The organism is Hymenobacter sp. H14-R3 (genome assembly GCF_030063445.1).
GTDB lineage: Bacteria > Bacteroidota > Bacteroidia > Cytophagales > Hymenobacteraceae > Hymenobacter.
Window position 1 is genome coordinate 81,834 of sequence record NZ_JASITD010000018.1, and the last position, 21,848, is coordinate 103,681.

Below are 21,848 nucleotides of genomic sequence, written 5' to 3' on the forward strand. Positions count from 1 at the left end.
AATACTATTAATCAGTAAGTTGCAATAAATTACAAATCACTGATTCGCAGCGTTTCGCCCAGGCGCACGCCCTTGTCGGTGAGCTGCACGGTGCAGGCTTCGTGCTGCGCGTCGTGCTCTAATAGCAGCACCCAGTTTTCTTCAGCGGCGCGGCGCAGCACGGCTTCCTTTTCGCCGAGCGTGAGGAGCGGGCGCACGTCGTAGCTCATCACGTAGGGCAGCGGAATGTGGGCCGTACTAGGCAGTAAATCAGCCATGTAGGCCAGCGTGCGGCCTTTGTATTTCAGCACCGGCACCATCATTTTCTCGGTGTGGCCATCGACAAACAGCAGTTCGCTGAACTGCGGCAGCGCGGCGGGCACCCCTTGGCTGGGGTCGATAAACCTGAGCTGCCCGCTCTCCTGAATGGGCATGATATTCTCGCGCAGGAAGCTGGCCTTTTCGCGGGCGTTGGGCTGGGTGGCCCAGTTCCAGTGCGCCTCGTTGCTCCAGTAGGTGGCGTGGGCGAAGGCCGTTTGCAGGGCCCCATCGGGCCGCCGCACCACCGAGCCGCCGCAGTGGTCGAAGTGCAGGTGCGTCAGAAAAACGTCGGTGACGTCGCTGCTGGTAAAGCCCAGCTTTTGCAGCGACTTCTCCAGCGTGTCGTCGCCGTGCAGGTAAAAGTGACCCCGAAACTTCTCGTCCTGCTTTTCGCCAATACCATTGTCAATGAGCACCAGGCGGTTATCATCCTCCACGAGCAGGCAGCGCATGGCCCAGGTGCACATATTGTTGGCATCAGGCTGGTTCAGCTTCTGCCATATCGCCTTGGGCACCACGCCAAACATGGCCCCGCCGTCGAGCTTAAAAAGGCCGGTGTCTATTGAGTGGATGGTCATTTTTTGGGGTGTAAGGTTGGGGGGGTAAGGGGGTAAAGGGCAAAAAGGGGCGGGGGTAAGGGAAGGAAGGCTAGCCAAAAACTTCTGCCCCCTACCCGCCTGCCCTGCTTTATTCCACCACCACGCCCATCGCCGAAAACTTGTCGATGCGCTGCGAAATGCGCTCGTCGGCGGGCACGGCGGCCAGCTCGCGCAGCGTTTCGATTAGCTTGCTTTTCAGGGTGGCAATCATGGCGGCTGTGTTGGTGTGCGCCCCGCCGAGAGGTTCCTGAATGATGCCATCGACCAGGCCCGCGCCCTTCATGTCGGTGGCCGTGAGCTTGAGGGCCTCGGCGGCCTGCTCCTTGTAGTCCCACGAGCGCCACAGAATGCTGCTGCACGACTCGGGCGAAATAACGGAGTACCAGGTATTTTCCAGCATCAGCACGCGGTCACCGATGCCGATGCCCAGCGCCCCGCCGCTGGCCCCCTCGCCAATGATGACGCAGATGACCGGCACCTTCAGCATAAACATCTCCTTGAGGTTGCGGGCAATGGCCTCGCCCTGGCCCCGCTCCTCGGCCTCCAGGCCCGGAAACGCGCCCGGCGTGTCGATGAGCGTTACCACGGGCACGTTGAATTTTTCGGCCAGCTTCATCAGGCGCAGGGCCTTGCGGTAGCCCTCGGGGTTGGGCATGCCAAAGTTGCGAAACTGCCGCTGCTTGGTGTTGTGGCCCTTTTGCTGGCCCACGAATAGCACCGGCTGGCCATCGAGCTCACCAAAGCCGCCCACCATGGCCTTGTCATCGCCCACGGTGCGGTCGCCGTGCAGCTCCACAAACTTATCGGCCATGCCCGCGATGTAGTCCAGAGTATAGGGCCGCTCGGGGTGGCGCGAGAGCTGCACCCGCTGCCAGCGCGTGAGGTTGGCGTAGGTTTCTTCTTTAAGGGTTTTTATCTTGGCTTCGAGGGCCGCCACGGCCTCGGTTACTTCGACGTCGCTGTCGAGGGCGAGCTGTTGCATTTGGCGCAGCTTGTCTTCAAGGGCCGCGATGGGTTGTTCAAAATCGAGCAGCATGGGGTAGGTTGCTGGGTGCTGAATGAAAAGGCGGGCCGCCGCCGGGGCCAATTATGCCCACGGAAGCTGCCCAAAAGCCGGTTGGCAAAGGTAAAGCCAAACCAAGCCTGCCGCCCCGCCCAAAAACAATGAGCCTGAAAAACAACCTACAACGTTTGCCAACGCCCCCAATACCCGCTTTTTTAGCCCGTTGGCTTGTAGGTGGGGTTTTGCCGGCTCTACCTTTGCAACACCAAAACGGAAAAGCCTCCTGGTTTTCCCGACTGCGGTAAACGGTTTGGTAGTTCAGCTGGTTAGAATGCCGCCCTGTCACGGCGGAGGTCGCGGGTTCGAGTCCCGTCCAGACCGCAATCGTTTAAGACGAAAGCCCCTAAAAGTCGCTCATCTGGTCACAGAAGCGGTTTTAGGGGTTTTTGCTTTTGGTCGGTTTACGGTTTAGCAGCCGGTTTAGTCGACTGAATGCTCCCCGACCCGCCCGCTCGCCGTGGCCAGTCAGGTTGCGCTGTGCCCTGCCTGCCCGGCCTTTCGACTAACATAAAAGGCAGTTTGATTACCCCTGCTTTTCGAGTAGTGAGAACCCTTGCCTGGTCAATAAAAACAAAACTAACTTCTTACAAAAGCGGTGAGAACTCACGCATTTGAGGGCCCGGAGGCCTCGCAAGTAGAAGACGTGGCGCGGCCGGTGCCGGCGGCGGATGAGATTTTAACCTAGCCTGACAGTGAGCAAAATTGCCTGCGAGCGGGGGTTCGAATATTTGCAATTAGTCAGTCAGCAAGCTGTTTAAAACTAAAACGAACCTGGTGCCTTTAGAATGCAGGACCTCTTTTAATCAACCAAAAGACGCGGGCTATTTTTTGTGGCATTGTTTGACCGGCGTACCCGCCGCCACCTATTTACGACCTAAACTACCCGTTTCTTTGCCCTGATGGGGTGCCTGTGTGCGGCGGCGGCCACGGCGGCCATATTTACTGCCCGGCGGCTTGCGCCTCTTTTTTGGCCTTTGCCTGTTTTTTAGCCTGCTTGCGGAAGTAGCCGCGCAGCAGAAAATTGTGTTTCAGGGCTTCCATGTTCTGGTTGAAGCCGTCCGTGCCCTGCTCCACGTTGCGGGAGGTTTGGCGCAGCTGCCCGCTCATGGCCGTGTCGGTGAGCAGGGTATGCAGCGGGCCGTTGCCGGCTTGCACCTGCTGCTGCAAGCTACCCAAGGTGCCGGCCAGGGTACTGGAGCTACGGGCCAGCTGGCGGGTAGCGTGCCGCATCTGGCCCGCAAACTCCTTGTCGGTCAATAAGTAGCCGGCCGGGCCCCGGCCCTGGCGGATGCCGCGCGTGAGGTGGCTGATGTCGTTGGCCGAGGCCTGGAGAGTGGCCGTGGCGCTGGCGGCCTGGCGCAGGCTCTGGCGCACGTTGGCGGCCACTTGCTGGTCGCCCAGCAGCTCCCAGAGGGCCCGGCTGCCGTTGAGCTTGCCCGTAATCTGACGCAAATCTTCGGTGATGCCGACCAGGTTTTTATTCGATACGCTCAGCGTTTTCAGCATCTCGTCGATGGCCGGCGGGTTGGTCGTGCGCAGCACATCGCCCTCAGCGATGAGCGGGGCGGGGGCGGCCGTGGCAGTCAGGTTTACGATGGTGTTGCCCACCAGGCCGTCGGTTCCCACGGAGGCTACGGCATTCTGGTGCAGGTAGCGCTGCACGTCGCGGTCGAGATGCATTTTTACACGCACTGTACTGTCGTTCAGTATGTTGATTTCCTTCACCGTGCCCACCGTGATGCCGGCCAGGCGCACGTTGTTGCCGGTGAGCAGACCGGAGACGTTGCGAAAATCGGCCTGTACCGCCAGCGAGGAGCCGAACAGATTCTGCCGTTGCCCGAGCAGCACCAGCGTCGCGGCCAGGCACGCCAGGCCTGCCAGCACAAACAGGACGAGACGGATATGATGGCTGGCAGTGGGCATTTTTTTACGTATGAATTGTGAGTTATGACGCGTGAATTGGAGCTCGGTTGAACGGTAGGCAGACCGCCGGAAAGCAGCTTGCGTGGTACAGCAAGCAAGACGTAAGCAACGATGCGCGCGAGCTGCCTTCCGGCGGTCTGTATGACGTGCTAATAACTTCAGCTCATTCAAAAAACGTGTGGACGGTGGGGTCGGTGCTGGCCAGCAACTCGGTGTAGGTGCCTTCGGCGTAGCTGCGGCCCTCGGATAGCAGGATGACGCGGTCGGAGGTGAGGCGCACGCAGTTCATATCGTGCGAGATGATGAGCGACGAGGCGTGGTACTTCTGCTGCACGTGGCGAATGAGCTGGTCGATTTCGCGGGCCGTAACGGGGTCGAGGCCGGTGGTAGGCTCGTCGTAGAGAATGATTTCGGGGGGTACGATGAGGGTGCGGGCCAGCGCGATGCGCTTGCGCTGGCCGCCCGATAGCTCGGCGGGCAGCTGGTCGATGGTCTGGGGCAGGCCCACGTCGTCGAGGGCCTGGCGCACCAGCTGGTCTTCCTGGCCCTGGTGGTCGGCCAGCCAGTGCCGGCGCAGCGGAAACAGCAGGTTTTCGCGCACCGTCATGGAGTCGTAGAGCGCGTTGCTTTGGAAGAGAAAGCCCACCTTGGCCCGCAGTGCGTCGAGGGCCACGTGGTCGAGAGTGGCCACGTGCTGGCCCAGCACCGTGATGGTGCCCGCGTCGGGCGTGAGCAGGCCGATAATGCACTTAATGAGCACCGACTTGCCCGAGCCCGACTTGCCCAGTACCACCACGTTTTCGCCCCGGCGCAGCGTCAGCGAAAAGTCTTTCAGCACGTGGTTGTCGCCGAAAGATTTGCTGATTTTGTCCACCGTCAGCACCACTTCGGCGGCCGGGGCGGGTGGCGCGGGGGCCGGGGCAGAAGTTGTGGCAGTTTCCAAGGCAACTTTTTTGTATAAAATTCATGGGAAATCGTCTGCCATTTCGAGCACAAAATACTTATTATCAAGCATATACGGAGCGGTCGCAATAACAAACGCTGTGCCTACGTCCTGTTTCAAATAAGCCCGAACGCAGTGCTGACGCCGACCGCCACCAGGTCGAGCAAAAAAATCAGGAGCGACGACAGCACCACGGCCGAGTTGGCGGCTACGCCCACGCCCTGGGTGCCCTTGCTGGCATTGTAGCCCTTGTAGCAGCCAATGAGGCCGATGGCGAAGCCGAAGAAGAAGGTTTTAACTACCGCCGGCAGCACCTGGCCAAAGGTGAGGCTGCCCAGAATGTTGTTCATAAACAGCGCCACCGAGGTTACACCCTGCAGGTTGATGCCCAGGTAGCAGGCAAACAGGCCAATGGCATCGGCCAGCAGCGTGAGGATGGGCACCATGAGCGTAGCAGCCAGAATACGCGTGACTACCAGGTACTTAAACGGATTGGTGCCCGATACTTCCATGGCGTCAATCTGCTCGCTCACGCGCATCGAGCCCAGCTCGGCCCCAATGCTGGAGCCAACTTTGCCCGACACCATCAGCCCGGTGATAATGGGGGCCAGCTCCTGAATAATGGTGAGCCCCACCATAACCGGAATCCAGGACGTGGCCCCGAACTGCACCATGGTGGGCCGCAGCCGCAGCGTGAGCACCAGCCCCATAATAAAGCTGGTAATGCCCACCAGCGGCAGCGACTGGTACCCAATGGCATAGCACTGGTTCAGCAATTCCAGCCACTCGTAGCGCGGCCGGAACCCCTCGCGAAAAAACCGGCCGGCGAAGCCCGTCATGGCCCGGAGCTCGGTAAAAAAGGCGCTGGCGGGCATAGAAATAGCGGGGCTGGTGAGTGGGCGGCATTGAGCAGAGCAGGCAGCGCTGGGGCAAACGCAGCCGCCTCCAATTAACCCGTTAAGCATCAACTGATTTTATAGCGCAAAGGTGGGGCTGGCGTGGGGCGGCGGGTATGACGGAAATCAGGTTTCTGCCTGACGGTTATCAGCCCGCCGGCCCTGGCCAGGGGGGAGCTTTGCTGCTACTCCCACCCCTGGCGGCTGGGCCGCCAGCGCCCCTTTTTCCTTCCCCTCCCCTGCTATGCACATGCCCGTTGAGCTGCCCACCACCGAAGCGCGCCTAGCCGATGCCGATATTCTCACCGCCGTGGCGCGGCTTTTTGCCCAGCCGAAGGGGGTGGGCGCGGCCCGCATTGCCACGGCCTGCCGCGAGGGCATTGTGGAGCTAACGGGCTTTACCGACAGCCTGCTGGCGCGGCAGCGGGCCGCCGAGCTGGTGAAGGCCATTCGCGGCGTGCGCGGCGTGCTAAACGAGCTGTGCGTGCGCACCCCCCACGTGCCCGATGGCGAGCTGCGCCGCCGCGTGCAGCAGGCCCTGGCCCTGGCCCCGGCCGTACGTAGCTATGCCGTAGACTGCCGGGCCTGCGCCGGGGCCGTAACGGTGGAGGGCATCGTGCAGTCGTGGGCCGAAGTGCAGCTAGTGCTCCAGGTGCTGTTTGGGGTGCCCGGCCTGCGCCAGGTGCACAACCACTTGGTAGTACGCGGCGGCGCCCTCAACAATTCGGATGCAGAAATCACGACGCAGATTCAGGCGTTTCTGGCCTGGGATATCCGGGTGGTGAGCGCGCGGGTAGAGGTACTCACTAGTGACGGCATAGTGTACCTCACGGGGGCCGTGGGCTCGGCGGCCGAGCACGACCAGGTAGTGGCCACGGCCTACGTGGCCGGGGCCCGCTGCGTAAAAGCCAGTGAGCTGCACGTGGCGTACTGGGCCCAGGACCCAGCCCTGAGCCGCCAGAAATTTACCCCGCCGGCCGATGCCGAGGTGGCCCAGGCCATTCAGGATGCGTTCCGCTACGACCCGCGCCTCGGCTCGCTGCTCCCCACCGTGCAGGTGCGCGCCGGGGTAGTTACGCTGCTGGGCACGCTCAGCAACCTGCGGGCCCGGCAGGCCGCCGAGCAGGATGCCCGCAACGTGGTGGGCACCTGCCAGGTACACAACCTGCTAAAGGTGCGCAGCACCCGCCCCGAACCCGATGCGCACATTCAGGCGCAGGTGCAGGCTGCCCTGCTGCACGACCCCTACGTGAGCCACCGCAGCTTTGAGGTGCGGGTGACCAATGGCCGCGTGCAGCTGGCGGGCGTAGTGGCCGACCACTTCGACCGGGAGCGGGCGGCCGACGTAGCCGCCGGCATCAACGGGGTGGTGGAGGTGGCAAACCACGTGCACCTGGCGGCGGCCCCCGGCACCCAGGTAGCCCCCGATACCGGCGAGGCAGTGCCCCCCACCCAAGTGCCATTTAGCCGCGAGGGTGTCAACGCCCAGTTAGCCCAGCGCCTGCACCAGCACTACCAGTGGTCGGCCCTGCTCCACAGCCAGCCGATTGAGTTGGGCGTGCGGGCCGGCCGCGTCACGCTCAGCGGCACCGTGGGCTCGTGGCTGGCCCGCCAGCAGGCCGTGAGCGGGGCCTACGCCTGCGGAGCCACGGAGGTAAACAATCACTTGCGTATACTCGCCGCGAAGAGAGAAAGCGAAGGCTTACCTAAGCTTGTGCCCTAGTGGTGCACCTGCTGGCGGCGGCGCGGCAGTTGCGGCGGCAGGCAAACCGGCAGGCCTTGCGGCGGCACCACGAAACAAGGCTGGTGGTGGGCGCGCTCACGGGCTTTGTGGGGGCGGGCAGTGGTTTCCTCCTCATTCTGGCGCTGGTGCTCGGGGGGGCGGCTGCCCATGAAGCTGGCCGTGGGCACCTCGCTGGCCATCATCGCCCTGAGCTCGCTCACCAGCTTTATAAGTGATTTGAGCGCGGGCACGCCCATTGCGGGGCCCTTTATCCTGGGTTTCCTGGCCTTTGCGCTGGGCGGCATCGTGCGGGCCAAACTCAAGCCCGCGTTCGGGTGGTTTACGCTGGCCATGAGCACGTTGCTTGGCATCATTCTCGCCAAAAGAGAAGTCATCAGCTGGTTTCGGGTTCAGGAGATATTCCGCTTCCAGGCCTTCCACGTATACGGCGTTATCGGCTCGGCCATTGTGGTGGGCATGGGTTCTATTCAGCTCCTCAAGCGCAACCGCCTCAAACCCACCAGTGCCGAGCCCATTCTGCTGGCCGACAAGCAGTTCAACCACGGCATCTGGCTTGGCGGCTTCATTTTCGGGCTGAGCCATTACCGGACTAGGGCGGCAGGGGCCGCCTGCCTTGTTGCCAGCTCACCTGCGTTACTTCTTGCGCGCTTAACCTCCCTCCGTGATGAAAACCATCAGCGGCGAGCCCATTGTGCTGGCCGGCAAGTAGTTCAATCACGGCACCTGGATTGCACGTTTTTCGCCCCGCGAGCGGGAAGGGGGCCTCGACGCGGCCGCGCCGGGCCTGAAGGCGGAGGTTGGCTACGGCCCCTACTACCTGCCCGACGCAACGAATTTCCGGCCCAATAAGTACGGCACGCCTTCGCACGGCCAGCTCATCGCTATTCCGTTGTGGGGCTGGGCCAAAGGGCTGCGCGGGCAGGTACGCTACATTTACAAAGCGCCGCTGGGCGACACCTCCGGCGAGGCCCGCTACGTGGTAAACAAGGTGGACATGCACCAGCTCAACCTGATTACCCACTACGATTTCTAACCCGCTTTCCATCTGCTGATGAATTTCCTTCCCTCCTTGCTCTCCACCGCGGCGCTGCTGGCTACCGTCGGCACCGCCCAGGCCCAGACTATGCCCGCGGCCACCGCTACCCCGCCGCCGCCCGCCGCTGCCCCCACTCCCGCACCAGTCCTGACGCCGCCCAACGCTGCCTTTGCGGCCAAAGCGGCTACCTACGTTGGGGCACCGGCTACCAAGGGGCATTACCGGGCTGTTTATCAGCTTGATAGCAACGACCCCAAGCTCATCAACCAGACGCTGCACAACATGAGAAACGCCCTGGACGACCCGCGCCTGAAAGGCAAGCTGGAGTTGGAGCTGGTGGTGTTCAGCGGCGGCACGGTGGTGTTTAAAAAGGAGCAGCCCTACGAGGCCGACGTGCTGGCTTTGCAGCAGGCCGGCGTGCAGCTGACGCAGTGCGCAAATTCGATGAAAGCCTACAAGCTGACCAAGGACGACATGCTGCCCTACATCTCGGTGGTGCCCACCGGCAACGGCGAGCTGATTATCCGCCAGGCGGAGGGCTGGGTGCTGGTGCATCCGTAACGGCGCGCGGCGGGCCCCTCCCCCGGCTACTTTGCTGGCCTTGCCGGCAGGGTGCGCAAAAAGCAAGAGGCCCTGCCCTCACCGAAAACGAAGCAGCCAGCATCGCCTTCGGTAAGAGCAGAGCCTCTTACTCATTAACTGTTTATTAATCAGATTTTTACGTCGTAGCGGTCGAGCATCATCACTTTATCCCAGGCCTTCACAAACGCTTTCACGAAGCGCTTGTGGCCATCGCTGCCGGCGTACACTTCCGCCACCGCGCGCAGCTGGCTGTTGGAGCCAAACACGAGGTCGGAGCGGGTTGCTACGAAGCGGCTTTCGCCCGTTTTGCGGTTATCGAGCGAGAAGGTCATGCCCTTCTCATCCGCCTTCTTCCAATCGAAGTCCATGCTGGTCAGCACAGTGAAGAAGTCGTTGGTAAGCACGCCCACACGGTCGGTAAAGATGCCGTAGGGCGAGCCGTCGTGGTTGGCGTTCATGGCCCGCAGGCCCCCCGCCAGCGCCACCCACTCGGGCGCGGTGAGCGAGAGAAGCTGCGCCTTGTCGAGGAATAGCTCCTCCGGAGAAACATGCTGCGCAATTTCCCCAAACCCTTTGTCGAGGTAGTTGCGGAAGCCATCAGCCACGGGCTTCAGCCACGTAAACATCTCTATGTCAGTAAGTTCTTGCGTAGTATCGCGGCGGCCCGGCGTAAAGGGTACCTCGGTGGTAACGCCCGCATCGGCGGCCGCTTTTTCGAGCGCGGCGCAGCCGCCCAGCACGATGAGGTCGGCGAGCGATACTTTCTTGCCGCCGGCCTGCTGGCCGTTAAATTCCTCCATCACCGTGCGTAAGGCCGCGATAACCGGCACCGTGCGGCGATTAACCGCCCAGTCCTTTTGCGGAGCCAGGGCGAGCCGCCCGCCATTGGCACCACCCCGCTTGTCGCTGCTGCGGTGCGTAACCGCGGCCGAAAAGGCGGTGTACACCAGGTCGGACACGGAAACAGCCGATGCCATAATCGCCTTCTTCAGCGCCGCAATATCCGCCGCGTCCACCAGGGCATAGTCGGCCACCGGAATGGGGTCTTGCCAGAGCAGGTCATTTTCGTTCACCTTCTCGGCACCGAGGTAGCGCTCGCGCGGGCCCATGTCGCGGTGGGTCAGCTTGTACCAGGCCTTGGAGAAGGCCTGGGTAAAGGCGTCGAAGTCGTGGAGGAATTTCTCACACACGGCGCGGTACTCGGGGTCCACCTTGAGGGCGATGTCGGTGGTCATCATCATCAGGGCGTTCATTTGGCCGGGGATGTGCGCATCGGGCGTTTGGGGCGCGTTTTTGTCCACCGGGGTCCACTGCAACGAGCCGGCCGGGCTCTTAGTCTGCTCCCATTCAAATTTGAACAGGTTGACCAGGTAGTCGTTGTCCCACTGGGTGGGGTTGGGCGTCCAGCTGCCCTCGATGCCATTGGTCATCGTGTTTTCGGCATTGCCCTTGCCCTTGGGGTTGTGCCAGCCCAGGCCCATTTCCTCCATCGGCGCAATCTCGGGCTGGGCCCCGATTTTGGCCGCCGGTACCATGCCGTGGCTCTTGCCAAAGGCGTGGCCGCCGGCAATCAGAGCCACGGTTTCCTCGTTGTTCATGGCCATGCGGGAGAAGGAAACGCGGATGTCGCGCGCCGCTCCCATTGCATCGCCGTTGCCGTAGGGGCCTTCGGGGTTCACGTAAATCAGGGCCTGGTGCGTGGCCCCGAGCGGGTTCTCCAAGTCGTAGTCGGCATCGCCGTTTTTGCCGCGCCAGCGCTTGTCGCGGGTTACCATTTCGTCGGGCGTGTGTTTCTTATCACCGTCCCACACCTCGGGGCCCCAGTAGGTGGCGTCGTCGGCCTCCCAGGCGTCGTGGCGGCCACCGGCGAAGCCGTAGGTGGGGAAGCCCATGATTTCCAGCGCGCAGTTGCCGGTCAGCACGATAAGGTCGGCCCAGGAAAGGGCGCTGCCGTATTTCTGCTTGATGGGATAAATCAGCCGGCGCGACTTGTCGGTGTTGCCGTTGTCCCACCAGCTGCTGATGGGCGCGAAGCGCTGCAACGCCTCCCCGGCCCCGCCGCGGCCGTCGGCAATGCGGTAGGTGCCGGCCGAGTGCCAGGCCATGCGAATCATCTGCGGGCCGTAATTATTGTAGTCCGACGGCCACCAGTCAACCGAAGAGGTCAGGAAGCCTTTTATTTCTTGCTTCAGCGCCTCCAGGTCAATGGCGTTGAACGCCTCAGCGTAGTTGAAGTCCTCGCCGAGCGGGTTAGCACCCGGGGCATTGTGGTGCAAAAGCTCCACGCGCAGCCGGTTGGGGTACCAGTCGGACAGCGTGGGCGACGCCCCTTCCGCGCCGCCGATGCGGTCGCCGCCGAAGGGGCATTTGCCGGCCATTTCAAATGTTTTGGTGTCAGTTTTGTCGGGGCTCATGTTAATCATTATGGTTTCCTCTAAAGTGGGTCTTAAGTAAACAAACGCAGGTTCTGTTCTAACTGTTTTTCTTCCCCTTTACCGGTTGGTTTTTCTGCTCCTGATAGCCCGGGGAAAATACTTTCTTCGTGTTCATCATTACCTTACCTTTCATGCTGCCCGCTTTTATGACGGGTTACCGTCTAGTTCGAATCGTCGGCCCGGGCTTTGGGAGTAGGTGCCGAGTCGGCTTCTACTTCGGCGGGCTTGGTGCGCTCAATAACGGAGAAAACCAGGCTAAACCCCACGGCGCTCAGCAAAGTAGCCCATACCGCCGGCGAAGCAGCCAAGCCCATTGCCAGGGCTACGGCGGGGTTCAGCACCCCGTGGCTGACCAGCAAGCCGGCCAGCAGCGCGCCGCCCACCGCAATGCCGCTGCCCGCCTTGGCCACCTGCTTCTCGGTGGTAGCCGCCACCGTGAGCATGAGGATGCCAAAGCCCACAAACTCAGCGGCAATGGTGCCCGCCTGGTAGCTGTGGCCCAGTTCGCCCACCAGCCCGGCCCTGGCTACGGCGCGCGCCAGCAAGGCCCCGGCCACCTGGGCCACCACATACAGCAGCCCGTGGGCAAGCGGAAAACGCCGGCTCACCACCAGCCCCACGGTCACGGCCGGATTGAGGTGCGCGCCCGACAGGCTGCCCACCGCATACACGAACACGAGCAGCGTAAGCCCCACAGCGAAAGGCGTGAGTGGCGGCGCTACCGTGAGGGCGGCCAGGGCTAGAAAAAAGGTGCCCAGCAGCTCAGCCAAAGCCGACCGAAAGGCCTCGCTACCCAATGGATTGGCAGTTTTATCACTCATAAAAGGAGAAGAAAAGCAAGCAGCAGGGGATTCGCAGCACAGGCACTATACCTGCCCGCCACGCGGCGGCGAGACATAGGGGACTACTACAGCCCACTACGCACGCCAAAGCTGGCTTATACATCTGCCTGTGAGCCGGATGGTTTACTTAAACGACCATGCGGCTTAGGCTTGGCTTAGGATTAACTTAATTTCTGGTTAAATTACCGCCGCCCCATTTCCTTTGCGAGTGGCTATGGGCGTAGCTTGAGGTGGCCGGCTAAACCGGGAGAAAACCGGGTCGTAACTTACTTCACTCCTGCAAAAGCCCCCCCCAGGCGGCGGCGCGGCGGGGCCGCTTTTCGCGCCGCCGCGCCGCCGCCGAAGGCCGCGCGGCTTTCGCGGCTGCACCGGCGCTCAATAGCAGCCCGGAGTGCCTCGGTGCGTGGCAAAAAGAAGCCCGCTGGCCGGCCATCGTTAAGCAATCGAAAGCGGCTTCGTGCAACGAGCGGGCCAGCGGCCCGCCAATAGTTGGCACGGGGCCAAGCCCCGCGCCATCCGCGTAACAGCCCGTTACAGGGCTGCCCCCCCAACCCCACTGCCGTGTCCGTCGATATGCTGGCCCGCGTCGAATCTGCCTTTACCATTGCCTTTCACCATATCTACCGCCGCGCAGCATCGGGCTGGGCGTAGTGCTGGTCATCGGCGTGGCTACGGGCATGGTGATGAAGTTTGATTTCGGCCACCCACCAGGCCACTTACTCGCGCTACGTGGGCGACATTTTCGGCTCGGCGCGGGCGGCGGAAGGCATTTTTGCCTTCGCCCTGGAATCGGGCTTTGTGGGCATTCTGCTCTTTGGCTGGCACCGGGTATCGCCGCGGGTGCCCTTCTTTACCACGGCAATGGTGGCGCTGGGCTCCCTGTTTTCGGCCGTCTTGATTGTGTTAGCAAACGCCAGCCGGCTTTCACATCGTGGGCTCGGGCCAAAATCACCAACTTCTGGGCGATGGTCTTCAACCCGGGTAGCGCAGGCCGACTCTCGCACGCCGGTATTAGCTCCTTTCTCTCCGGCTCGTTTCTGGTGCTGCGCGTGCGCGCGTTCTACATTTCTACTCTGCTGAAAGGCCGCTTCGTGGACAGCTTGAAGGCGGCATTTAAGATTGCGCTGGTCGTGGCCACGGTGTCGGGGCTGGGCCAGTTGTTCACCGGCCACGACCCTGGCCTACGCCATATTCCGGCCCACCGCGCCGTTCTGAACGAACCACTCGACCGGGCGGCGCTCGGCCACGGGCTCGGGGTAGTCGTTTACGTAGCCGCAGCGCAGCAGGAACTGAATGGGCTCGGCCAGGCCCAGGGCCCCGTTTACTTGCTGGGCGAAGGGGGCTTCTTCCAGTACCTGCGTCATGGGGTGCACCGCAATGCCGCAGCCCCGCACCTGCGTCCAGAGGCGCTGCACCCGCCGGCCGGCATCGAGCAGCGTCGGGGTGGCGCGGTCGGGGCTGGTGAGCACCAGCCAGCCCCCCGACTGGCCCACCTGCTCGGCCACCTGAGCCATACTCTGCTCCCGAAAGCTCGTTTTCATGACCGTGGCCGGGCTATAAAAATGCCGCACCCACCACCCGGCTACCCCCCCGATTCCCATGCTGGCAGGCGTGAGGCCGTCGCGGTGCCGAGCGGCTTCCTGGTTCGAAAACCGGACCCAGCGGCTTAGCTCCTGCTCGGCCGCATCGCGGTAGGTTTGCTGGCGATTGGCAGCCAGGGTTTGGGCATCCAGCCACTGGCCCTGGGGCGAGGCGCGGCGGAAGAAGTGGTAGCCGGGCTCGCCCGCCGTCAGGGCGCGCACATCGGCCGGGGCCAGCGGCTGGTCGCGGTAGCCCGTGCGCAGCGTGCGGCGGCGCAGCAGGCCCGTTACGTCCACAGCGGGCAGGCCCGCGGCTTTGGCCAGCTTTACATCTACCATGCTAGCTGCCTGGTTGTTATCGGCCAGCAGCTGCCAGCGGCAGGCGTAGCCGAGGTAGTTGGCGGCCGATTCCAGGTTTTGCATAAAAGCCCCCATCGACAGCATGGTTTCGCGCTGGGCAGGGTCCACGGCCGGCAGCCAGCGGGTGCAGTCGTTGCCGATGGTCCACTGGAAGGGCGCGTGGCGCGTCACGCGCCAAGGCTGGGTGTTGTGGCCACTGGGGGCCAGCGCGGCCAGGCGCAGAATTTCCCGCTCATCGGGCAGCAGCGGCACCGCGCCGGCGGGCGGCACCGGGGGCCGGGTGGCTTGGGGCGGCTTCGTGGCCAGGTAGGCGAGGCCGCCGGTAGTGAGCAGCACGCCCCCGGCGGCCGGCCAAAATTGTCTCCGATTCATGGCACCAAGGGAATAGGGAAGCTTACCCCCGCCACATTGGTGGGGTAGGCGCTAACAAAGGTGCGGGCCGGGCGGAGCCGGCAACATGCGCATAGTCAGCCTTTACTGCTGACTATTGTCAGGCCGGCAGCGCGGGGCAGCGGTTATTCCTATGACTTATTTCAGCTGGATAAAAGATTTATTTTCAGCTTATTAGACCTGCATTAATGGCCCTTCCTACTGCCGCTCACGTTTAGCCGGGCTACCCGGTAGCCCGGCCGTTTTCACGCTGCCTTCCTAGTGAAAACGATTCTATTGCTGGCAGACGACCCGGCCAGCCGGGAGCGCCTTGCCCCCCTGCTGGAGCTGGCCGGCTACGGCGTGCACATCGCCCCAAACGGCGCGCCCGGCGTGGCCCTGGCGCTGGCCCATCTCCCCGAGCTGGTGCTGTGCGACGTGGGGCTGCCCGTGCTCGATGGCTACGGCGTGCTGGCGCATTTTATCCAGCACCTGCGCCTGGCGAGCGTTCCTTTTCTACTGCTGGCCAGTTAGTTTGACCACGCCGACCAGCGCCGGGCCGTGGCGCTGGGGGCCGACGACTACCTCACCCAGTCCCTGGCCGACGACGAGCTGCTGGGGGCCATTGCGGACCGGCTGACCCGCTTCCGCCGCGTGCAGGCCGGCCACGACCTGGCGGCCCCCGGCGGACTGGGCGAGTTTGTGGCCGATGCCCGCGCTACTGCCCGGCTCGACCACCTCGCGGGCCACCGCCCGGCGCACGCCGTGCGCCGTCGCCAGGATGTGTACCTCGCGGGCGACGAAGCCACGCGGGCTTATTTTGTGCAGGCCGGCCGCCTGAAAACGCTGAAAGCCAACGCCGAAGGCAAGGTGCTGATTACGGGGCTCTACGGCCCCGGCGAGTTTCTGGGCTACCTGCCCCTGCTGGAGCACACACCCCACCACGACTCGGCCGTAGCCATCGACGACTCGGAGCTGGTTTACATCTCGGGGGAAGATTTTGCCCAGCTGCTGCACCACGCCGAGGTGGGCCCGCAGTTTATGCGCCTGCTGGCGGGGCAGGTGAGCGCACGCGAGCAGCAGTTGCTCGACATGGCCTACCACTCCGTGCGGCGGCGCGTGGCCGCCGTGCTGCTGCACCTGCACGGGCAGGCCGGCGGCACGGCGGCCACGGCTCGTGAGCTGGCGCACGAAGACCTGGCCGCCCTGGTGGGCACGGCCCCCGAGTCGCTCATTCGCGCCCTGCGCGAGTTCAGGCAGGCGGGTTTGCTGGAGCTGACTGCCAAGGCCATGCGCCTGCTGAAGCCCGAAAAGCTGCGGCATACGCCCTGGTAGGGCGCACCTGCTTTGCGACGCAGCGGTTGGTAATAAATCACCCCATGCAGCTTCTAGTGGGGCCGACTTTTATGGCTGCGGGCTGCCTGCGGCCCGCTCCTAGCGTTTGCGGCTGCTGGCGGCCGCCTTCTGCCATGAAACCAGCCTTCGTAGTGCTCACCGATTTATCGGCGGCCGCCAATTCGGCGCTGACCTACACCACCCGCCTGGCCGCGTGCCTGGCGGGCCGCCTCGTGCTGCTGCACGCCTACCTGAATATCAATGCTTTAATTGAGCCCGAAGTAATACTTGCTCATCACCTTCGTGGTCATCTTTTGCACGCTCGTGGTGCAGGGCCTGAGCCTGGGCCTGCTGCGCAGCTGAACCGCCGCCCTCAGGGGCCGCCACGCCTGCGACCTGCGCGAGAAGCCCTTCACTAAATCACAACTACTTCAGGAAGAGCTGATTATATTTGAGCGTAGTGTGCTGCAGGAATTGCAGCAGCAGGAGCGCACCAGCGAGGAGGTACTGCGCAAGCTCGAAAATGAGCTGGATTTGGAGGAGGCGCGCCTGCTGCTGGACAAGGGCTTGTTTTGAGGCTGCCAGCCCAGGGGCCCACGCCCGGATGCGCCTTTATATCCTGAGCCAGCTCTCTCCCCAGCTACCAAAAGGGGCCGGCGGGGGCTTACGCGGCGCTGCGGGCTACTAGCTCCTGGCCCCGTAAAAAGGTCAACCTGCTTAGCTGACTGCCAGCAGGTGGCAGCCCCTGCCGGTGTGGATAGCATGGTACCCCAAGGTGGCCCAGCACCCTACGTGGCCCCTTGGCGAACGTTATGCTTTCCAGTTACTATTTTATAAACTATTTATAATCAGTATTTTAGCTTATAAACTACTAGTTTACCAGTGCGCGCGGCGCAGCTTTTCGGGCTCCAGCACCCGGATATTTTTGGGCGTCAGCTCAATCAGGCCATTCTGGTTGAACTCGCTCAGGGTGCGAATCAGCGACTCGGAGGCGGTGCCCACCATGGCGGCCATGTCCTCGCGGGTGAGCTGGATGGTGGCCTCGGGGTCGTCGGCCGTGGGCTCGTAAAGGCGCAGCAGCGTGTCGGCCACGCGCCGGCGAATGGAGCTGTAGGCCATGGCCAGCAGCTGCTGCTCGCGCTCGCCCACGCGGCCCGCCAGCAGGTGAATAAACTGCTGGCTTACGGCCGGGTTGCGCAGTAGCAGCTGCGAAAAGTCATCCTGCGGAATGTAAACCAGCTCCGAGTCGTCGACGGCCACGGCCGAGTCGATGTGCGGCGTCTGGCCCAGCAGCGCCAGGTAGCCGAAGAACTCGCCGGGGCCGTAGAAGCCGGTAATCAGCTCCTTGCCGCCCTCGGTGGTTTTCACGGTTTTGATGCGGCCGGACTGCACAAAATACACCCGCGTGGGCTCGTCGCCTTCGAGGTACACGTCCTGCTTGCGGCGCAGCGGGTGCGCGCGGCGGTCGGCCGAGAGGCCGGCCAGGTTGCCCACGGTGCGGGCATCGTCCAGAAACTCACCCAGGCCGCCGGCTTGCAGGTCGTAGTCGGGCTGCAGGTGCCGGAAGCGGTCGAGGCGGCCGCTCACGGCACTCAGCAGCTCGTTTTCGCTGAAGGGCTTGGTGAGGTAGTCATCGGCCCCCAGCTCCATGCCGCGGCGCTGGTCGGCGCGCTCGGTTTTGGCGGTGAGAAAAATGAAGGGCACGCCCGCCAGCTGCGGGTGCTGGTTGAAGATGTGCAGCACGCCGAAGCCGTCGAGCACCGGCATCATAATGTCGCAGATAACGAGGTCGGGCCGGGCGGCCAGGGCGTTTTCAACGCCCACTTTGCCGTTTTCGGCAGTGCGCACGGTGTAGCCGGTGAGCGTAAGCAGCTCGGCCGTGTTTTCCCGGATGAACGTATCGTCCTCAATCAGCAGAATCGTTTTCATAGGGAATGGTGACGGTGACGGTGGTGCCCTGGCCCAGGGTGCTGCGCAGGGCAATGGTGCCCCGCAACAGCTCCAGGTACTTGGCAATAATGTAGAGGCCCAGCCCGGTGCCGGGCACGGTGCTCACGCTGCGGGCCCGAAAAAACCGCTCGAACAGGTGCTTCTGGTCTTCTTTGGAAATTCCTACCCCTTGGTCTTCCACGCTCATTACCAGCTGGTTGGCCTGGCAGCTGGCCCGCACGGTCACCACTGAGTTGTCGCCCGAGTACTTGAGGGCGTTGGAGAGCAGGTTGACCAGGATTTTGCGCAGCAGCGACGAATCGAGGTGCACCGGGCTGGGGCACTCCACCAGCCGCACAATGGTTTGGCCGGGCTTGCGCAGGCTTTGCACGTCGGCCAGGGTTTCGGTGAGCAGCGTGGCCGGGTCGAAGGTGGTGGCCCGCGTCTCCATGGTACCCTCCTCGATGCGGCCCACCGAGAGAAACTCTTCCAGGATGGCATTGAGGTGGTTGACGGAGGTTTCGATGCGCGCCAGGTGGCGCACGCGCTGGGGCTGCTGGTCGCCGCCGGGATACTTGCCAATGAGCGTGGCCGAGGTGAGCACGGCCGTGAGCGGCGTGCGAAACTCGTGCGAGGCCATGCTCACGAAGCGCGACTTGAGCTCGCCCAATTCCCGCTCGGCCGCCAGGGCCAGGGCCAGCTCCTGGCCGCGCTCTTCGAGCTCGGCCAGGGTGCTGAGCAGCGCGTGGGTGCGGTCGGCCACCTTCTGCTCCAGCTCGGCGTTGAGGCGGGCCACGTGCCGGTGCTGGGCAATCAGCTCCTGCTCGGCCGCCTGCTTGAGGCTGATGTCGAGAATGTAGGCCACCACGTACAGCTCCTCGTCGAGGTAGAAGTAGCTCAGGCTGACCTCTACCGGGAACACGGAGCCGTTGTGGCGCTGGCCCTGCAGCACGCGGTGCACACCCATGCCGCGCACCTCCGGGGTTTGGTTGAACGTTTCGCGCAGCAGCGCGTGGTGGCGGCCGGCGGCACCGGGCACCAGCACTTCGATGCGCTGGCCCAGCAGCGCGGGCAGGGTGTAGCCAAAAAGCTGCCCGGCCAACTCATTGGCCGACACCATAATACCGGCCTTATCGCAGACGATGATGCCGATGGTGGCATTGGCAAACACCGCCTCGAAGCGGCGCACGCTGTGGGCCAAGGCGCGCTCGGCCCGTTGCAGCGGGCTTTGCTCGGTGAGGCACACAAGCAGCGCGGCGCGGCCCTCGGCCTCAAAATGCGTGAGCCGCAAATAGGCCAGAAACGGCTCGCCGGTGTGGCGGCGGATGGTGGTTTCCAGCTCGTGGTGGCCCTCGCGCTGCGTGAGCTCGCACAGCCCCCGCCACTCGGCCACCGTCCAGGGCGGCGAGCGCAGCGAGTGGTCGGGGTCGGTGAGGAAGGCTTCTTCTGAGGCGTAGCCCAGCAGCTGCACGGCCATGGGGTTTACCTGCGTAAACCAGCCCAGCTCTACGTCATAGATACCCACAAATTCGCGGGAGTGCGTGTAGAGCAGGTTGGAGAGAATGGTGGTGTAGGAAGCCGAAAGCATGGGCGGACGTGGGAGGAGCGGGAGGAGCGGGCTGCACCTCATGCCTATCAAAGGTCGGCAGTGGGCCGGCGGCTACCCATGACGAACGTCAGGTATTTGCCGGGCGGTCGTCATGTTGGCCGCCGGCGTGGCCCACTAGCTTTGCGCCCCTGGCAGCCGAAATGTATTGAGAAGCTGCTCGTGCGGCGCGCGGCGTTGGCGGGCCAGCACCGGCTGGGCCTCGCTACCCGCACCAGCCCCACAGTGCCCACCCGCTGGCCAAGCCAGTCATATTCGGCGGGTTGAACGAGCTTACCGTTGACCTTAACTTGAATTAATATGATAGATATCAGCCATTTAAGCAGGTAGGCTCATGTTATGAAACGCGACACGGCACTAGTTTTGCCGTTGCTTACGTATTCTGCTGCTACTTCCTTTGCCATGCCCCACTCTACCCCAACTTCCGCCCTGGCCGCCGATGCGGCAGTGCTGCTGGTGCTGCTGCCTACGGTAGGCACGGCCCTGCCGGTGCGGGCGGCCACGCTGGCGGCGCTCCAGGTGTTGCAGCAGCGGCTGGGGGGGGCTATCCGGGTGCTGTCGGTGGACGATGCCAGCCATCCGGCGGTGGTGCACAGCTTCCAGGCAACCACGTTGCCGGCCTTCGTGCTGGTGCGGCAGGGCGTGGAGCTGTGGCGCCAGCAGGGCCTGCCTGAGGGCGAGTTTATTGTGCCCCAGCTGCTGGCCCGGCTGGCTCCGCCCCCAACGAAATAGCGCCGGGTAAGTGCTGGCGGGTCAGGGGCTGAGGCGCCTGGCCGGCCGGCTGGCCCCGCCCCTACCGGGTAGGCCACTAGCCAAACTTAGCACATTAATCCGTTGGCAATGGGGCAATTATCAAGCTTATTGCGTAGCTTCACCAACCGTAAGCGCTGCATTGGCCGGGAAGGGTAACCACCCCGGCGCGCTTTCACTCACTTGCTGCTACTTATGGGCCTGTACCACCTCCTTTACCACAGCCAGGCCTTGCAGCCCTTCGACACGCCGGCCCTGACGGCCCTGCTGCAACAGGCCCGCGCCTTCAACCGCGAGCACCACCTCTCGGGCCTGCTGCTGCACACGCCCGACGACCGGTTTTTTCAGATTCTGGAGGGGGAAGAAGCCACGGTGCGGACGCTCTACTACGACCACATCGTGGCCGACCCGCGCCACCACCACTGCCGCCTGGTGGGCGCCGGGGCCTGCGCCGAGCGCAGCTTTGCCGACTGGAACATGGGCTTCCGCGTGGCCAACGCCCAGGAGCTGCACGCGCTACTGGCCGCCGCCACGCCCCACTCGCTGGTGCTGTTTGCCCCGCAGCCCCGCGTGCGCCCCGAGCTGCTAAACCTCCTGCTCGATTTTGTGGCCCACCACGAGTTGGAGTCGATTAGCTATTAACTCCATTTTTGAGTTAGGCTACGTGCCCCGGTCCACCGGCTGCGCCGGCCGACCGGTTATCGCGCGCGCCGCTTGGCCAGTTGGGCGGGTGTCGTTCACGCGGCAACCGGTCGGCCGGCTGCGCCGGCGGACCGGGGCGTGCGCAACTAGTAGGAGGCAGACGCTGTGGCTTGTCACCCTGGGGCCTGATTTTCGTCATGGGAGCCATTTTAGAGCGGGCGTAATCTTGTAGTGTGCTACTCGCACCGCGCCCGTCGGGCCGGGCGGGCACCACGTTTCCTTTACCCTTATCTCCCTTTCTGATGCAGAACGAACCCGTCATGTCCGTCCTCTACGACACTCACGAGCAAGCCGAGCAGGCCGTAGAGGCATTGCAAGCCAGTGGCTACGACCTCCAAAAGCTCTCGATTGTGGGCCAGGCCGTGCACACCGAAGAAAAGGTGGTGGGCTACTACAACCTCGGCGACCGCATGCTGAGCTGGGGTGGCACCGGCGCGTTTTGGGGCAGCATCTGGAGCCTGCTGTTCGGCTCCGCTTTCTTCCTGGTGCCGGGGGTGGGGCCGCTGCTGCTGGCCGGCCCGCTGGTATCGGCGCTGGTGCTGGCCCTCGAAGGCGCGGTGGCGGGCGGCACTATCAGCGCGCTGGCCGGGGCGCTGGCCAGCGTCGGTATTCCCGAAAACAGCGTGCTCGACTACGAGACGGAAATCAAGGCCGGCAAATTCCTCTTTATTGCCCACGGCACGGCGGCTGAGGTGGCCCGCGCCCACGAAATCCTGGGAGTAAGCCAGCTGGCGGCTGCGCAGCGCTGGCACGCGCCTCTTATAATCAGCCTGTTATGCGCAGGAACCTAATCGCCAGCAACTGAGAAATGAACACGACGCTGGCCCAGGCTACGGCCCGGCTCACCACCGTAA

Annotated in this window: 20 protein-coding genes, 1 tRNA gene and 2 pseudogenes; 12 read left to right on the forward strand and 11 right to left on the reverse strand. The window is 63.4% G+C overall.

Annotated features, from left to right (window positions below; genetic code table 11):
- Window positions 1-29: 29 nt before the first annotated feature.
- Together QMK33_RS16225 and QMK33_RS16230 are read right to left on the reverse strand one after the other, a co-directional pair.
- Window positions 30-878, reverse strand: coding sequence for an MBL fold metallo-hydrolase (locus QMK33_RS16225; protein ID WP_283565668.1), 849 nt, complete (start codon window positions 876-878; stop codon window positions 30-32).
- A gap of 109 nt (window positions 879-987) precedes the next feature.
- The gene (locus tag QMK33_RS16230; protein WP_283565669.1) at window positions 988-1,935 is read right to left on the reverse strand and encodes an acetyl-CoA carboxylase carboxyltransferase subunit alpha; all 948 of its coding nucleotides are present in this window, start codon (window positions 1,933-1,935) and stop codon (window positions 988-990) included.
- Between the two features lie 274 nt (window positions 1,936-2,209).
- Between QMK33_RS16230 and QMK33_RS16235 the strand changes: the two genes are divergently transcribed.
- Window positions 2,210-2,283: transfer RNA gene (locus QMK33_RS16235), tRNA-Asp, on the forward strand.
- Window positions 2,284-2,901: 618 nt separating this feature from the next.
- On the opposite strand, the gene QMK33_RS16240 is transcribed toward QMK33_RS16235, so the two are convergent.
- The 3 genes from QMK33_RS16240 to QMK33_RS16250 form a co-directional block, all read right to left on the reverse strand.
- The gene (locus QMK33_RS16240; protein WP_283565670.1) at window positions 2,902-3,885 is read right to left on the reverse strand and encodes an MlaD family protein; all 984 of its coding nucleotides are present in this window, start codon (window positions 3,883-3,885) and stop codon (window positions 2,902-2,904) included.
- Window positions 3,886-4,048: 163 nt separating this feature from the next.
- Entirely contained in the window at window positions 4,049-4,828 is a 780-nt protein-coding gene (locus tag QMK33_RS16245; RefSeq protein WP_283565671.1) for an ABC transporter ATP-binding protein, read from the reverse strand.
- Window positions 4,829-4,944: 116 nt separating this feature from the next.
- Window positions 4,945-5,703 (reverse strand): MlaE family ABC transporter permease, encoded by a 759-nt coding sequence (locus tag QMK33_RS16250; RefSeq protein ID WP_283565672.1) that lies wholly within the window; start codon window positions 5,701-5,703, stop codon window positions 4,945-4,947.
- A 265-nt stretch (window positions 5,704-5,968) separates the two neighbouring features.
- Here QMK33_RS16250 and QMK33_RS16255 point away from each other — a divergent pair, with 265 nt between their 5' ends.
- Complete coding sequence (locus QMK33_RS16255) at window positions 5,969-7,447, forward strand: BON domain-containing protein (protein ID WP_283565673.1); 1,479 nt, start codon at window positions 5,969-5,971, stop codon at window positions 7,445-7,447.
- On the opposite strand, the gene QMK33_RS16260 is transcribed toward QMK33_RS16255, so the two are convergent.
- On the reverse strand, window positions 7,444-7,617 hold the full coding sequence (locus QMK33_RS16260) for a hypothetical protein (protein WP_283565674.1): 174 nt from the start codon (window positions 7,615-7,617) through the stop codon (window positions 7,444-7,446). The two genes, QMK33_RS16255 and QMK33_RS16260, sit on opposite strands and share 4 nt — an antisense overlap.
- On the opposite strand from QMK33_RS16260, the gene QMK33_RS16265 reads away from it, so the two are divergent.
- The 3 genes from QMK33_RS16265 to QMK33_RS16275 are packed head-to-tail and all read left to right on the forward strand — an operon-like array spanning window position 7,616 to window position 9,065.
- The gene (locus QMK33_RS16265) at window positions 7,616-8,317 is read left to right on the forward strand and encodes a hypothetical protein (protein ID WP_283565675.1); all 702 of its coding nucleotides are present in this window, start codon (window positions 7,616-7,618) and stop codon (window positions 8,315-8,317) included. The two genes, QMK33_RS16260 and QMK33_RS16265, sit on opposite strands and share 2 nt — an antisense overlap.
- A 40-nt stretch (window positions 8,318-8,357) precedes the next feature.
- Entirely contained in the window at window positions 8,358-8,501 is a 144-nt protein-coding gene (locus QMK33_RS16270; protein WP_283565676.1) for a hypothetical protein, read from the forward strand.
- Window positions 8,502-8,519: 18 nt separating this feature from the next.
- Window positions 8,520-9,065, forward strand: coding sequence for a DsrE family protein (locus QMK33_RS16275; RefSeq protein ID WP_283565677.1), 546 nt, complete (start codon window positions 8,520-8,522; stop codon window positions 9,063-9,065).
- A gap of 149 nt (window positions 9,066-9,214) precedes the next feature.
- Here QMK33_RS16275 and katG read toward each other — a convergent pair whose 3' ends face one another.
- The gene (katG, locus tag QMK33_RS16280; RefSeq protein ID WP_283565678.1) at window positions 9,215-11,509 is read right to left on the reverse strand and encodes a catalase/peroxidase HPI; all 2,295 of its coding nucleotides are present in this window, start codon (window positions 11,507-11,509) and stop codon (window positions 9,215-9,217) included.
- Window positions 11,510-11,682: 173 nt separating this feature from the next.
- Window positions 11,683-12,342, reverse strand: coding sequence for an aquaporin (locus QMK33_RS16285; RefSeq protein ID WP_283565679.1), 660 nt, complete (start codon window positions 12,340-12,342; stop codon window positions 11,683-11,685).
- A gap of 750 nt (window positions 12,343-13,092) precedes the next feature.
- Between QMK33_RS16285 and QMK33_RS16290 the strand changes: the two are divergent.
- Window positions 13,093-13,221: pseudogene (locus QMK33_RS16290) on the forward strand (cytochrome ubiquinol oxidase subunit I); the annotation flags it as partial.
- Between the two features lie 107 nt (window positions 13,222-13,328).
- Window positions 13,329-13,487, forward strand: a pseudogene (locus tag QMK33_RS16295) (cytochrome ubiquinol oxidase subunit I); the annotation flags it as partial.
- A 57-nt stretch (window positions 13,488-13,544) separates the two neighbouring features.
- On the opposite strand, the gene QMK33_RS16300 reads toward QMK33_RS16295, so the two are convergent.
- A complete protein-coding gene (locus QMK33_RS16300; RefSeq protein ID WP_283565680.1) occupies window positions 13,545-14,675 on the reverse strand; it encodes an Acg family FMN-binding oxidoreductase in 1,131 nt (376 codons plus the stop codon).
- A gap of 279 nt (window positions 14,676-14,954) precedes the next feature.
- Here QMK33_RS16300 and QMK33_RS16305 point away from each other — a divergent pair, with 279 nt between their 5' ends.
- Together QMK33_RS16305 and QMK33_RS16310 are read left to right on the forward strand one after the other, a co-directional pair.
- Entirely contained in the window at window positions 14,955-15,206 is a 252-nt protein-coding gene (locus QMK33_RS16305; RefSeq protein ID WP_283565681.1) for a response regulator transcription factor, read from the forward strand.
- A gap of 27 nt (window positions 15,207-15,233) precedes the next feature.
- Entirely contained in the window at window positions 15,234-16,007 is a 774-nt protein-coding gene (locus tag QMK33_RS16310) for a Crp/Fnr family transcriptional regulator (RefSeq protein WP_283565682.1), read from the forward strand.
- An 876-nt stretch (window positions 16,008-16,883) separates the two neighbouring features.
- Here QMK33_RS16310 and QMK33_RS16315 read toward each other — a convergent pair.
- Both QMK33_RS16315 and QMK33_RS16320 read right to left on the reverse strand, forming a co-directional pair.
- Window positions 16,884-17,936, reverse strand: coding sequence for a response regulator (locus QMK33_RS16315; RefSeq protein ID WP_283565683.1), 1,053 nt, complete (start codon window positions 17,934-17,936; stop codon window positions 16,884-16,886).
- Window positions 17,914-19,524, reverse strand: coding sequence for a sensor histidine kinase (locus tag QMK33_RS16320; RefSeq protein WP_283565684.1), 1,611 nt, complete (start codon window positions 19,522-19,524; stop codon window positions 17,914-17,916). The genes QMK33_RS16315 and QMK33_RS16320 overlap by 23 nt, the downstream gene beginning before the upstream one ends.
- A gap of 420 nt (window positions 19,525-19,944) precedes the next feature.
- On the opposite strand from QMK33_RS16320, the gene QMK33_RS16325 reads away from it, so the two are divergent.
- The 3 genes from QMK33_RS16325 (at window position 19,945) to QMK33_RS16335 (ending at window position 21,785) form a co-directional block, all read left to right on the forward strand.
- Window positions 19,945-20,274: a thioredoxin domain-containing protein gene (locus QMK33_RS16325; protein ID WP_283565685.1), complete on the forward strand. Its 330-nt coding sequence runs from the start codon at window positions 19,945-19,947 to the stop codon at window positions 20,272-20,274.
- Window positions 20,275-20,487: 213 nt separating this feature from the next.
- Window positions 20,488-20,934 (forward strand): BLUF domain-containing protein, encoded by a 447-nt coding sequence (locus QMK33_RS16330; protein WP_283565686.1) that lies wholly within the window; start codon window positions 20,488-20,490, stop codon window positions 20,932-20,934.
- Between the two features lie 302 nt (window positions 20,935-21,236).
- Window positions 21,237-21,785, forward strand: a complete 549-nt coding sequence (locus QMK33_RS16335) for a general stress protein (RefSeq protein ID WP_283565687.1) — start codon at window positions 21,237-21,239, stop codon at window positions 21,783-21,785.
- The last annotated feature ends 63 nt before the right edge of the window (window positions 21,786-21,848 follow it).